Origin of the sequence: Polaribacter sp. IC073 (assembly GCF_007997075.1) — a bacterium.
In the GTDB taxonomy this organism is placed as follows: Bacteria; Bacteroidota; Bacteroidia; order Flavobacteriales; family Flavobacteriaceae; genus Polaribacter.
Genome location: NZ_VORS01000002.1, coordinates 185096 through 198939 on the forward strand (window position 1 = coordinate 185096; position 13844 = coordinate 198939).

Here is a 13844-nt window from a genome sequence, read left to right on the forward strand (position 1 = left end):
TTTCAATGATAAATATTATTTTTAGAGTATGAATATAATAATTTGTTTGTTAAGAATAAAAAACGACTCACTTTAATCCTAAAAATTTAGAAAAACAAGATATTCTATGATAATGCAAAATAATAAATAATTATTTTATCCTGTTGTTTACTGTTTTAATGAATTTTATTATTATTTTCAACACATAAAAGTAGTTAAATAAAACAAAAGAAGTCATGCAAGCAATTATAAGATTTGTGAAAAAAGGTGTTAAGCCAGAACAATTATTTATGCTTAGCGTTCTTTTGGTGAATGGAGGAAATTACCTGTATAATCTGGTTTTAGGTAGAGTCTTAGGGCCGGAGAAATTTGCAGATGCGGCAATCTTAATTACCTTTTTATTAGTGTTATCTTTTGTAGCTATGACTTTTCAATTGGTAACTGCTAAATTTTCTGTGCTATTTGAAGATTCGATATTTAGTGGTTTTATTTCTAAGATATATAAGAATGCTTTATTTACAGGTATCTTTTTAGGGATTGCAATCATTCTTTTTTCATCACAATTGCAATATTTTTTTAAAACAACTTCTGCGACAATGTTCGTGATTTTCGGATTTGGAGTTCCATTTTATTTTTTAATGAGCGTAAATAGAGGTGTTTTTCAAGGAAAGCAAGAGTTAAAATCGTTGTCATTAACATATCAATCAGAAATGATTAGTCGTTTATTACTAACTTTTGCTTTACTATATTTTCTAGAAATAGATTCATCTTTAATTATAGCAATTGGCATTTTTTGTTCTTTTGTATTCGGATTAATTCCTTTTAAAAGTAGTAATTTTTCTTTATTTAAACCTTTTAATTTAGATGTTGTTAACCAAAAGCTAGTTAAGAAATTCTTTATCATTACCGCTTTTTACGAGCTTACACAAATCATCATTAATAATAGTGATATTTTATTGGTAAAACATTATTTTGAATCTTATGAAGCAGGTTTATACGCTTCTTTAGCATTAATAGGTAGAGTTGTCTATTTTATTGCTTGGATGTTTGTAATGTTATTATTACCAACGGTAGTCCAACTTAAAAAAGAAGGAAAACCAACGCTACCTATTTTATTAAAATATGTTGGCTATATTGCTTTTATAGCGACTGCAATTGTTGTGAGTTGTTTTTTCTTTCCTAATGAAATTATCAGTCTTTTATTTGGCAGCGAGTATGTGTCAGTTTCAGGGTTGTTATGGAAATATGCTTCTGCAACGGGTATTTTTGCAATTTCAAACATATTTGCATACTATTATTTGTCATTAGATAAGTATGTACCTGTAGTACTTTCTGGTATTTTTGGAATGTTACAAATAGTTCTATTGGTGCTTTACCATGAAACATTGGAGCAGGTGGTGCACGTGCAAATAATTGCGATGGTTTTACTGTTAATAGTGCAGCTTAGTTTCTTCTTTTTTAAAGATTCTAAAGTGCCGAAATCAATAAAGGAAATAAAATAATAATATCTAGACCTATTTTTCATTCATCTCTATACAACTGCCTTTAAACAGTTTTACAAAAAAATAAAGTAAGAGTTTGAAATTTATAATATAACTTAAAAAAACAATATGAAATTAGCCATTGTAACTGCATATCCTCCAAGTAAAGTAACTTTAAATGAATATGCATATCATTTAGTAAAAAGTTTTAGACAAAAGAAAGAAATAACAGAATTAATTCTTTTAACAGATGCAACTCCAGGAAAAAAAGATATTCATTTTGAGCAAGATGGCTGTAAGATTACAGTGAAAGAATGTTGGAAGTTTAACAGTTATACAAATATTGTAAATGTTACCAAAGCAATTAATGAAACAACACCAGACGCAATTTTGTTTAATTTACAGTTCATGAAATTTGGTGATAAAAAAGTGGCCGCTGCTTTAGGTTTGGCAATTCCAATGGTGTGTAGAATTAAAAAAATACCGACAATAGTTTTATTACACAATATTTTAGAACAAGTAGACTTAGAAAGTGCAGGCTTTACATCGAATAAATTAGTCCAAAAAGCATATAATTTCATAGGAACTTCATTAACCAAAATGATTCTAAAAGCAGATTTAGTAGCTGTTACTATGGATAAATATGTAACCACTTTAAAGGATAAATATAAGGTAGATAATGTAAAAATGATTCCTCACGGAACTTTTGAAATACCAGAAAATCCTTCGCAGAAATTACCTGAAGGCCCTTTAAAAATAATGACTTTCGGTAAATTTGGAACGTACAAAAAAGTAGAGTCTATGATTGAAGCGGTAGAACTTGTAAGAAAAGAAACAGGCTTAGATTTAGAGATTATAATTGCAGGAACAGACAACCCAAATGTACCAGGTTATTTAGCAAACGCGAAAGAAAAATACAAGCAGGTACCACAGCTTATTTTTACAGGTTATGTAGAAGAAGTAGAGGTAGCACCGTTGTTTACAGAAAGTGCTGTTGTTGTTTTTCCTTATACATCTACCACAGGAAGTTCTGGCGTTTTGCACCAAGCAGGAAGCTATGGTAGGGCAGTAGTAATGCCAAATTTGGGGGATTTAACTACTTTGATTGAAGACGAAGGATATAGAGGTGAGTTTTTTGAGCCAGAAAGTGTACAAAGTTTGGCAAATGCAATTAAAGCAATTGTAACGAATGATGCTTATAGAATTGAGTTAGGAGAAACAAATTATAAGGCAGCAACTGCTTTTCCTATGGATAGAATTACTGATATTTATTTAGAAGAATTTCATAAAATTATAGCTAAAAAGAAATAATTTTTATTGAATCTATTCCTTAGATATATATTTAAAAGATAGTTTTTTTTCGCCTTTATTATTGATAAAGCCAAATTTTTTCTGAGGATTCGTGCGCCAAGGAAGTCTACCTAAGACTTCTTTTGGAACAACATCAAAATCATACAAAGTCCAGGACATAAAAGGAATCGAGTTTTTTGTCATGATTTTTTGAATTTCCTCATAGTAGTTTGCTTGTTTTTTTTCTGAGCCAACAAAAGGCCTCCAAAAACCCCCATAAGAAGACAATCCAAACTCTTGTAAAATGATTGGTTTGTCTTTTATTTCTTCTTGTAATGCTAGATATTCGTTTTCAAAATTAGCCAGATCTTCATAATAATGAAAAGAAACTACATCTACTTTGTCCTTTAAAATTGTAGCACTTTTTGTATTAGACCAACCAATGGTTACCGGGTGTTTTTTATCAATAGATTTTATTACAATAATCATATAATCTAACCAAGCAATTACATTTTCTTTTCCTCTAGAGTTAAAATCTAAATTGGGTTCATTTTTAATATCCCAAGCTAAAATAGCTTCATGATCTTTAAAATTTTCTACTATTTTCTCTGCATGTCTGTGATTTAATGTCCAATCTAACACATCATAATTTCCATAAAAATCAAATAAGGTAACAACAACTTTTAAACCTTTTTTTTGAGCGGTATCTAATACTTTTTGAAGTTTTTCTAACTTATCTAATTTTACATTTGCTTTCCCAAAATCTACATAAGGCACAAAAATTCGAATAGAATTTAAACCTGCATTTTTAATAATTTTAAAATCATTTTCAATAATATTGATGTCAAAATCGTCTCCATACATGTTCCAAGGAGTTGCCTGTGGGTAATAGTTTATCCCCTTAATATTTGTAAAAGCGATGAAGTTTTTTTGAGTAGTATTTTTAAATTTCTCCGAAGCTTCTTTTACCATATGGCGGATACGCCAAAAACCATCTTCTAATAAAAGAACAGCTCTATAACTTGAAACTTCAGTCGCTTCTAAAATTAATTTTTCATTTTTAAAAACCTGTTTATACTCTATAGCATTGCTATCTTTTAAAACAATTAATTGTCCGTCTTCACTAAAAAACTCAATATCTAAATGGTGTTCTAAAGTTGTTGCATCTATAGATATTTTGTTTAATTTATTATATTTTAGAATGTCATAAATATTTTTTCTTGAGTTTTTGGTGTAATAATCTGAGATGCCTGCTTGCGTGTTTGTTTTGTAGGCAATTTGCTTTACATACCAAGCATCTAAATAATCGTTTTCTACTGCACTTATTTTTTGTTGACTAATGGTTCTGCCTTCATTACCGTCATCTTTCCATACTATTTTCGGTAAATATTGTTCTACTTTTTTTACTTCTGTGTGCAACATTTTACTTCTGTCTGCACCTGTATTTAAAAAACTATATAAAGAGCTTACTAAGAATAATAGAATTGCAATGATTAAAAGGTAAGTAAGCATTAATGTGCCTCTAATAATTTGCTTATTTGTTTTTATCATAGTTTTATCTCTTTAAATTCTTTTTGGATACCTGCAGTTTCAGTAATTATTTTATAAGAATTATTCTCAAAAATATTCGGATCTAAATAAAATTCTGTAAATCCGTTTTTAGACTCCTCATAGAGCTGCTTAATTAGTATGTTATTTTGATAAATAGCTAATTTTACAGACAAACCATCTGGTATTGTCTGATTCATAAAACTTTTTAAAGGCCCTACCTTTATTTTTCTATTATTTTCTGAGAAAGAAACCATATAATCTTCAATTACTTTTTTATAGTTTACCTCTAAAACATTACTTTCAGCAATGCCAATAAAATACGCTTTTACTTTCCATTTTTCTTCGTAATCTGGGTGTATCATTTTTGCTTTTGCAATTCCGTTAATTGTTGTTCCAAAAGTTTTTAAAATATTTTTAGTTTTATTTCTGATAAAAAACTCTACAAAACTACCATCACTAACAATGTTATTATTTTTATCTTTTATAACAGACGTGTAAAAAGTTGTTATTTGATTTCCGTCTGCATATTCATGATTTCTATTCACAAATAATTTAAAATTAGTTGCAATTGCTGGCATAACGTTTACATCAAATTCTTTAGAATTCAAACCAAATGATTCTGAAGAAATAATTATTCTACCACTTTTTAAAGGAGAAAAAATATTTTTATAACCGATTAATTTATCAGTGTAAATAGCTGTTTCTTTTTCTGATTTTAAAAATTGATGTTTCACCAAAACTTTACTATTATCTCTAATAGGATTGTCTAGGCTATCGGTTGGTATAACAACCAACATTGTATAGTCTACTGCGCCAGCATCTATACTTGGTGGCCCTAAATAGGTTTCTATAGTAACTGGTTTTTGTATTGAAAGAATTGTAATATTACCAGAAACTTTTTCTTTTGTAGCGAGAACTTCCCAAGATAAAACACCTCTTTTTTTGGTTAAAAATTCAGGAATTTCAAAGGATATTTTATTGCCCGAATTTTCTGATTCTATAATGCTAGACCCATAACTATTGGAACAATATAATTGAAACTTGGTTTCTTTTTCTACTTTAAATTCTAGAATAATTTTAGCACCTGCAATAAATTCCTTAGTTGTAGATATTAATCGGATAGCATTGCTAATATTGGCCTCTTGTGCGTGAAAAGAAGTTAATATTAGTTGAAAAAATAGTAGAAAAAAAAGCTTTTTTAATTTCATTATTTAGGATTACCAATGTAATTATTTAATTCTATTTTTATATAGCCAAACAAAGGATGGTTGACCTTTTGTAATTTATCTGTGGTATGGTTTCTTTTCCTATTCGGTAAAATTTTACCAGCAATATCTTTATTGGGCAAACCATTTACAAAACAGAAGCTCATATCATCGTTTATGGTTATAATTATTGGGTTTATAGGAATCGCATATTGAAAACGTAATTTTCGTTCTTGTCGAATTCCTTCTATTAAAAATAAATTATCTACCCAAATCATTTCTTTTTCCTCGTTGTAAAAGGTTATAATTACTTGAGGAACTGTTATTTCTTGAATACCACTGTTAAATAAAGTTCCATCTATAAATTTTGAAGAAACGTTTAAATTACTCAAAGCAATGTCTTTAAATAAATCTGAATTTGAAACATTTCCTGCAGCTTGCAAGTTAAACTTAGTTGGTTGTTCACTTAATTCTATAGGTGTAAATTCATCAGGATTAAATGTTTTAGGAATGGAATCCTTTGTTTTAGACCATGCAATGCCTTCAAAATTAATTCTAAAAGCACTTATTTCTTTAGGCATTAACTTATGCTTTATTATATGTTTAGCATTGTAAGTTGCCAATTCTTTATTAGCATCATTATAAAGTGTTCCTTTTAATACAACATCTGCAGGTACATTGTCTATATTTTGTACTTCCCCTATAATGGCATATCGCTTGTTAAATTTTATTAATTTAGCAGAAACAATTTCTAATACAGGTTGTTTTAAAACATCTTCGTGGTGCGTTTGTTCTGTTGTAATTCTTCTTCTTCCTTGATTAAAATAGCCTGTAGTATTTCTAGAATATAATTGATCTGGTGGTAAATCGATAGACTTTCTTTCTGGTTTTAAAAACCATTTTCCATTTCTTTTAACAGCTGTTTTAAATGTTGTTTTCGATAGTTTTTCTAAAGGAGTAATCCATTTTGTTTCTACTTTTAAAGTTGCTAAACTATCTGTTTTTTTGGTGATCTCTGTGGTGATTGCATCTAATTTTGCATACGAACTTAACAAACCATCTGTTACAGATATTTCTAATAAATATTGAGCGCGACTTACACCACTTTTAGGATCTATATAACTATAACTTTTATTTAATTCTTTAAAATCTAACGCATCATAATAAGCATTAACAACATTTTTAGGGGATCTTTGGGTGTCGTTTTTAATATAAAATAGGTAAGAAGCGTATATTATAAGAGCGATTAAAACTACTGCCCAAATATGAAATACTTTTAAAACAATGCTAGGAAATTTGGTGTAATTATTTTGAAATTTAAAGTAGGCAGGTTTCTCTTTCACTTTCGTTTTTAAACCATTTACAAATAAGGATTGAATATTTAAAATAAAGGCAATAAGTACCGTTAAAAACGGAATTACTCCCCAAACTATTTTTATCCAAGTAGCCACATCTTCTTTTGGTAAAATTGAAGAAACAGGAGGGACGTTTAATTTTTCCCAAACCATAATTCCGTTTTCTAATTGCGATAAACGCTGCCATCCGCAGAAAAACAACACAGGGTCATAAAATTTATCATTCGAAAAAATATATTTTAAATTATACTTTTCAGGTGTAGTTAAAAATTGTTGTAGAGAGCCAATACCAGCAACTCCCTTAAATTTAGAATTTTCTAAACGTTCTATGGGTCTTGTTGTAAGCTCTGGCAAACGTCTTGCAGAATGATAATTACCATCTACACTCATCGCATTTGTTTGTGCAGCTAACCATGCCATTTGATCTCCAAAACCTAGCGTTAAATAACGCCATTGATCATGTGAATCTTGACTTAGAAAATTCACAATAGGCAACATTTTTATTTTTTGAGGTTGTGAGGGTCTAAAGTACCCTAAACTCATCGTAAAAATAACCATAGCAATATATAAAGTAGCTAAAAGACCGCCCAATAAACGATGATATACTGCACCAAACCTTTCTTGTATCAATGTTTTCAAATCTCCTTCTACAAATCTGTAAATAAATTCACCAAAAATAGGAATCGACATAATTGTTGCCCAAAGTGTAAATCTATCCAAGGTTAAAATATTAAAGGCATTTTCACCCAAGATCATTTTTGGAATTGGCGTTGTACCACCCGTTCCTAAAATAACTAACATGGTAAAAGACAATCCAAAGAACAAGTATCTTTTACTAAAATATCTGTAAAAAATATACGGTAAAATAAAAAGTAAGAGTCCCCAAGGAATCGTAAAAAATACCAACCCAGAAGATGTTATTTCTAGAAAGTTGTCTCTAGACCCATGCGGAATTGGTACTTGAGTTATCGGGTTTTTTTTAGAGTTTAACCAATAAGGAAAAATGCAAAATATAATAAGAAGTAATGATGAAAAACCAAAGGTTAAGTTTCGTTTCAATTGTTTAAAAAATGTCTTCAGAAATAGAGAAAAAGTAACTTCTTTGTATGAGTTTACTTTTTCTCTAGCAACATCCATAATTACGGTTCCAATTAAAGGAAATATAAAAAATAACATTCCGAAGATAGGAGTCACATGATGCGAGGTAACTGTAACAGCAATTAATGAAAGTGATGTGAAAAAGAACTTGTATTTACCTGTTTTAAGCCATAAATAAATTTCTGGTAAAGCGTGCATTAAAATGGAAACGCCAATAATACTGGGCAGCTGGCCAAAAATATGTAAGGTTTCTACAAAAGAGGAAGAAAAAACGGCTAAAATAGCAGCATAACCAGCAACAGTTTTATTAGCGGTTATTAGTAAAGAGTATCGATAAGCACCTGTAACAAAAAGAACAATCGCAATTAAACCAACGGTGAAAAGTCCGAATTTTAAACCACCAATTAAAGACAGTGCTCCAATTGTTTGATGCACCAAAGGAGGATAACTTTGTACCGTAAAACCAGTATACCACTTATAGTTCCAAGGTTCAAACCAACTATTTGCATAGTGATCTGCAAAAAAGAGATGAATTAATGCATCATAAGTTGTTTCTAGTGTAAAAAAAATTGTAGATCCATGAAATATTACAGCAAGTAGTATTGCTGTAATTAGATACTTATTAGATTTTTCTTTCATGGATAAATTGATGACTTATAATATTGTAAATATAAAAACTTTTAAGGTTTATTTTTTTTTATTTAACTTTACTATCTTACCTTTCAACTAAGGTTCTTTACATTTAAAAAGAATTAGGATATCCAAGGTACTTTTGTACGAGTTTTTAGCCAAACAAATAGAAGATGAAAATATTAGCAATTGATGATCAAAAATTAGTTTTAATTCCATTAGCAAGTAGACTAAAGGAAATGGGATATGAAGTTATTACGGAAACAGATGGAGTAAAAGGAATTGAATTATATGACTCTTTTCAGCCAGATCTAGTCATTGTAGATATTAATATGCCATCTATTTCTGGGTTAGAAATTGTAAAGCATATTCGAGCATCTAAAAAACCAGAGACCCCAATTATGATTTTGTCTGGTAATACCGATGATGACATGATTACGCAAGGGTTTGAGTTGGGGGCAAATGATTACATGAAAAAGCCGTTAAGCTTACAAGAAGTTTGTGCTAGAACAAAAAGGCTAATTGGCGCACCAGAAACAAAGAATAAAGAGAAGAAATATAAAAACGTCTTAATTCAACAAAGATGTGTTGGTGTTGTGATACCTTGTTATGATGAAGAAAAACGACTTTTAAGTAAAGAATTTACAGACTTTATTATTAAAAACTCTGGTTATCATTTATGTTTTGTAAATGATGGAAGTAAAGACAATACGTTACAAGTCTTAAATGATTTAAGAAAAGGAAGAGAGGATTTTATTACCGTTTATGACTGTGAGAAAAATGGAGGCAAAGCAGAAGCGGTAAGACAAGGAATGCTATACATGGCAAAACAAGAAGATCTGGATTACATCGGTTTTTTGGATGCAGATTTATCTACAGATTTAGCAGATTTTGATGACTTAGTGAAAACGATAGAAAACTCTAACTATAAGATAGTTAGTGGTTCTAGAATTAGTAGAATGGGAGCCAATATAACGAAAGAATCTGCTAGAAAGGTTATTAGTTTATCCATAAACTATATTATTAGAAAGATTTTAAAAATGGATTTTAAAGATACTCAGTGTGGAGCTAAAATTTTCCATAAGGACGTAATTGATATCTCTTTTGGTGAAAAATTTGTAACACAATGGATTTTTGATGTTGAAATATTTAGAAGAATAACACTTCATTTTGGCTTAGAAAAGGCAAAAGAAATAGTGTGTGAAGAACCTTTAAAAAGATGGATTCATGCAGATGGTTCTAAATTATCTATGAAAGATTCTGTAAAAATAGTTGGTCAATTAGGGCAAATTGCTTGGTACTATAGAGAAGGCAAAAATAAAGGACATAAAGTCTTAGTAGAATAGCAGAGCATTTTAGGGAAAAGAATATGAACCCTATCTTCTTTTAGAAGTAAAGACGAGAAACATAAAAAAGGATTTTATCTTAAAATAATTTCTAACCTTTTAATAATTCAATTAATTTATTAGTGCCAGAACTGGCTACATCTTCAATAATTGTTAAGTTGTTGTAATTATTTATAGAAACAGATGGTTTGGGATCAATAAAATAAATGGGTGTATTCGGTTTTACATAATCAATTAAACTTGCTGCCGGATATACTTGCATAGAGGTTCCAATAATTACTAGAATATCTGCTTTTTGAGTAATTTCAATGGCTTTTTCTAACATTGGTACCATTTCTCCAAACCAAACAATATGAGGTCTTAATTGACTATTTTTTTTGCATAAATTACCCAAAACCAAGTCCTCTTTCCATTCTAAAATATCGTTTTCATTAACAGAACTTCTCACTTTTAAAAGTTCGCCATGTAAATGTGTTACCTTAGAGCTTCCTGCACGTTCGTGTAAATCATCTACATTTTGCGTGACAATTTCAACATCAAAATTATTTTCTAATGTAACTAAATTAGAATGTGCTTTGTTAGCAGAAACTTCTAATAGTTGTTTTCTACGCTTGTTATAAAAATCTAAAACTAAGGTAGGGTTTGCTTTATAACCTTCGGGAGAAGCAACTTCCATTACATCATGACCTTCCCACAAACCGTCAGCATCTCTAAACGTTTGTATACCACTTTCTGCAGAAATTCCTGCTCCTGTTAAAATAACTAGTTTTTTCATTCAATTGAAGATTTGAGTATTTTTATGAATATATTTCAAGGAAGACAAAAATAATAATTTTAAATTTGTATTTATGATTGATGAAAAATTATTAAATTATTTCGAAGGTTTTCTAACAGACAAAAGAAAAAAGCTGTTTAAAAGAGTTTTAGAAGAAAGAACAAGACATTTTACGGTGGTTTTAGAAGATATTTTTCAACCTCATAATGCGAGTGCTGTGGTTAGAACTTGTGATATTTTTGGCGTACAAGATGTACATGCCATCGAAAATAAATATAACAATAAAGTTTCGAGACATGTTGCGAAAGGTTCTCAGAAATGGTTAAATCAATATAGATATCGAAAAGATGGTGATAATTCGAAGCCTTGTTTAGACGCTTTAAAAGCAAAAGGCTATCAAATAATAGCAACTACACCACACAATGATTCTTGTTTGTTAGAAGATTTTGATATTACAAAAAAAGCTGCTTTTGTATTCGGAGTAGAAGCAGAGGGTGTTTCTGATACTGTCATAGAAAATGCAGATGGATTTCTTAAAATACCTATGGTTGGTTTTACAGAAAGTTTAAATATCTCTGTTGCCGCAGCTATTATTTTGCAAGATGTTACTATAAAGCTTAGAAATTCAGATATCGAGTGGCAATTATCTGAAGAAGAAAAAGAAATTTTGTATTTTGATTGGGTACAAAAAACGATTAAAAATGTAGCTAAAATAGAAGCACATTATCATCAAAATTTAAAAACTGAATAATTTTGAGATTCTAAATAAGACCGAAATCTTTACGCAGTTTAGAAATAGATGATAACTATTTAAAATATAAATTATTTTGTTACTCTTTCTTATAAAGAAGTTAGACTTTATTCAACAATAATTTTCTCTATTGTAGCAGTTGAATCGCAACGTTTTATTAATAAACTTACATTTTTTAGCTCTTTTGTTCCGGTAACATAATATTTTGCACAAGGTCTTTCTCTCGGACTTCCTTTTCCAAAATCTACATCACCAGTAGTTAAGATGGTAGATATTTTTAAAGTATCAATCTCAAATTTTCGCATTGCAGTTTTTGCATCTTCAGAAAACAAACGTTTTTTAATTCGAATCGTTTTTAGTGTTCTTGAGTCCATTCCATAATCAAAAGTTGCATTTTTCTTTTGCCAAAAGAAATAAACGGCAATAGAACCTAATGACAATCCTACTAAATAATAAAAAATTCTCTTTACTAACATGCTAAAATTTTGAAATGCAAATTTATGGAATTAAACTTGTTTCACAGAGATTCACAGAGAATTTTAACAGGGTAGCTCGTAAAAAAATTGAAGAAGACGTATTAGTGAATGATTTAAGGCTTTTAGACCGATAAATAAAAATAAAAGCGTGTTTTGAGTGCTTGTAGAGACTAAGATTATTTCAATATAAAGAGTAAAAATGCTGTAAATATCTGTAATTTTTTATGTCATAGTGCGATATAATAAACTCTTAAAGAATCAATAAATTAATATCTCTAAAAGGCAAATCGAACCAATCTGCAACGGTTTTGTTGGTTAAAATTCCGTGATAGAAATACATTCCGTTGCGCAAACTTTTATCAAACCTTGCCGTATTTTCAAAACCACCTTCTTCTGCAATGTTTAATAAATACGGTGTAAAGATATTGCTAATAGAAACCGAAGCTGTTCTTGCGTAACGCGCAGGAATATTAGGCACACAATAATGAATTACACCATGTTTTACAAAAGTGGGAGATTTGTGAGTGGTTACATTTGAACTTTCAAAACAACCACCTCTATCAATACTTACATCTACAACAATAGCGCCTTCTTTCATTTTTTCAATCATTTCTTCTGTAACACAAATTGGCGATCTATTTTTACCTCGAATGGCGCCAATAGCAACATCACAGCGCATTAATGCTTTTAAAATAGATTTAGGTTGTAATGTAGATGTATAGATAGGTGTGTGTAAACAATCTTGTAATTTTCTTAATTTACTAATAGAATTATCAAAAACTTTTACTCTTGCACCTAAACCAATAGCGGTTCTTGCGGCATATTCGCCAACGGTTCCTGCACCAAAAATAACAACACTTGTTGGCGGAACGCCACCAATATTTCCAAATAATAGACCGTTTCCTTTATTAACACCGCTCATTAACTCACCAGCAATTAAAATAGAAGCAGTACCTGCAATTTCACTTAAAGACTTAACAATTGGGTAGGTTTCTTGTTCATCTTTTATATAATCGAAGGCAATGGCGGTAATTTTCTTTTTAGCCAGACATTCAAAGTATTTTTTAGTTTGTGTTTTTAATTGCAAGGAAGAAATTAAAATTGCTTGCGGATTAATGTATTCGATTTCACCTTCTGTTGGTGGTGCCACTTTTAAAATAATATTGCACTTAAAAGCTTCTTCTACGTTATAAGAAATTTTTGCACCAGCGTCTGAATATTCTTTGTCTGTAAAATTAGCACCATCTCCTGCACCTGTTTCTACAACAACTCTATGTCCGTTTGCAGTTAAAGCACCTACAGCATCTGGTGTTAAACAAACACGTTTTTCACTTAAATAAATTTCTTTAGGCAAACCAATAAAGAGTTCTCCTTTTTGCTTTTTTATTTCTAACATTTCTTCTTGAGGGAGTAATTCTGCTTTACTAAACGGAGAAAATGAACTCATAATTTGGTTATTTTATTTGCATATTGCGTTGTCCGTTTTCTAATGTAGATAAATGGATTTCAACAGATTCTAAAGGTAGTAAATTTTCCACATTTTGCGGCCATTCGATAAGACACCAATCGTTATCATATAAATAATCTTCAATTCCCATGTCTAAAGCTTCTTCTTCATCTGTAATTCTATAAAAATCGAAGTGAAAAACTTTTTCTTCTTTAGAAGTTTCATATTCATTAACCAATGAAAAGGTAGGAGAGGTAATGTTATCTAAAACACCTAATTGTTTACATATTTCTTTAATAAGCGTAGTTTTACCCACCCCCATTTCTCCGTAAAACAATAACGTTTTATTTTTTACGGATGTAATAATTGCAGTTGCAATTTCAGGTACGTTTTCTAAAGAATAGTTTTTGTTCATTTTATAAATAAAAATGTAAAAATAATAAACCTCAAAGATTTTTAA

At 29.8% G+C, this 13844-nt stretch carries 11 protein-coding genes; 4 read left to right on the plus strand and 7 right to left on the minus strand.

The genetic code is table 11. The features are described from left to right. The first annotated feature begins 215 nt into the window (after nucleotides 1–215). Entirely contained in the window at nucleotides 216–1481 is a 1266-nt protein-coding gene (locus ES045_RS03655; protein ID WP_147112578.1) for an oligosaccharide flippase family protein, read from the plus strand. A 108-nt stretch (nucleotides 1482–1589) separates the two neighbouring features. Continuing rightward, nucleotides 1590–2771, plus strand: coding sequence for a glycosyltransferase (locus ES045_RS03660; protein WP_147112581.1), 1182 nt, complete (start codon nucleotides 1590–1592; stop codon nucleotides 2769–2771). A 12-nt stretch (nucleotides 2772–2783) separates the two neighbouring features. Here the strand turns inward: ES045_RS03660 and ES045_RS03665 are convergent, their stop codons facing one another. The 3 genes from ES045_RS03665 to ES045_RS03675 are packed head-to-tail and all read right to left on the minus strand — an operon-like array spanning nucleotide 2784 to nucleotide 8598. Beyond that, a complete protein-coding gene (locus ES045_RS03665; RefSeq protein WP_147112584.1) occupies nucleotides 2784–4301 on the minus strand; it encodes a glycoside hydrolase family 2 TIM barrel-domain containing protein in 1518 nt (505 codons plus the stop codon). Next, nucleotides 4298–5509 (minus strand): hypothetical protein, encoded by a 1212-nt coding sequence (locus ES045_RS03670; protein WP_147112586.1) that lies wholly within the window; start codon nucleotides 5507–5509, stop codon nucleotides 4298–4300. The genes ES045_RS03665 and ES045_RS03670 overlap by 4 nt, the downstream gene beginning before the upstream one ends. Beyond that, entirely contained in the window at nucleotides 5509–8598 is a 3090-nt protein-coding gene (locus ES045_RS03675) for a hypothetical protein (RefSeq protein ID WP_147112590.1), read from the minus strand. The genes ES045_RS03670 and ES045_RS03675 overlap by 1 nt, the downstream gene beginning before the upstream one ends. 164 nt (nucleotides 8599–8762) lie before the next feature. Between ES045_RS03675 and ES045_RS03680 the strand changes: the two genes are divergently transcribed. Beyond that, nucleotides 8763–9935: a response regulator gene (locus ES045_RS03680; RefSeq protein ID WP_147112593.1), complete on the plus strand. Its 1173-nt coding sequence runs from the start codon at nucleotides 8763–8765 to the stop codon at nucleotides 9933–9935. Nucleotides 9936–10026: 91 nt separating this feature from the next. Here the strand turns inward: ES045_RS03680 and ES045_RS03685 are convergent, their stop codons facing one another. Continuing rightward, nucleotides 10027–10710 (minus strand): SIR2 family NAD-dependent protein deacylase, encoded by a 684-nt coding sequence (locus ES045_RS03685; protein WP_147112595.1) that lies wholly within the window; start codon nucleotides 10708–10710, stop codon nucleotides 10027–10029. Between the two features lie 73 nt (nucleotides 10711–10783). Between ES045_RS03685 and ES045_RS03690 the strand changes: the two genes are divergently transcribed. Beyond that, nucleotides 10784–11461, plus strand: a complete 678-nt coding sequence (locus ES045_RS03690) for a TrmH family RNA methyltransferase (protein ID WP_147112598.1) — start codon at nucleotides 10784–10786, stop codon at nucleotides 11459–11461. 107 nt (nucleotides 11462–11568) lie between these two features. On the opposite strand, the gene ES045_RS03695 is transcribed toward ES045_RS03690, so the two are convergent. The 3 genes from ES045_RS03695 to tsaE all read right to left on the minus strand — a co-directional run bounded on the left by ES045_RS03695 (nucleotide 11569) and on the right by tsaE (nucleotide 13799). Then, nucleotides 11569–11937, minus strand: coding sequence for a DUF4258 domain-containing protein (locus ES045_RS03695; RefSeq protein WP_147112601.1), 369 nt, complete (start codon nucleotides 11935–11937; stop codon nucleotides 11569–11571). Nucleotides 11938–12187: 250 nt separating this feature from the next. Further along, entirely contained in the window at nucleotides 12188–13384 is a 1197-nt protein-coding gene (locus ES045_RS03700) for an alanine dehydrogenase (protein WP_147112604.1), read from the minus strand. 7 nt (nucleotides 13385–13391) lie between these two features. Next, the gene (gene tsaE, locus ES045_RS03705; protein ID WP_147112607.1) at nucleotides 13392–13799 is read right to left on the minus strand and encodes a tRNA (adenosine(37)-N6)-threonylcarbamoyltransferase complex ATPase subunit type 1 TsaE; all 408 of its coding nucleotides are present in this window, start codon (nucleotides 13797–13799) and stop codon (nucleotides 13392–13394) included. Between the last annotated feature and the right edge of the window lie 45 nt (nucleotides 13800–13844).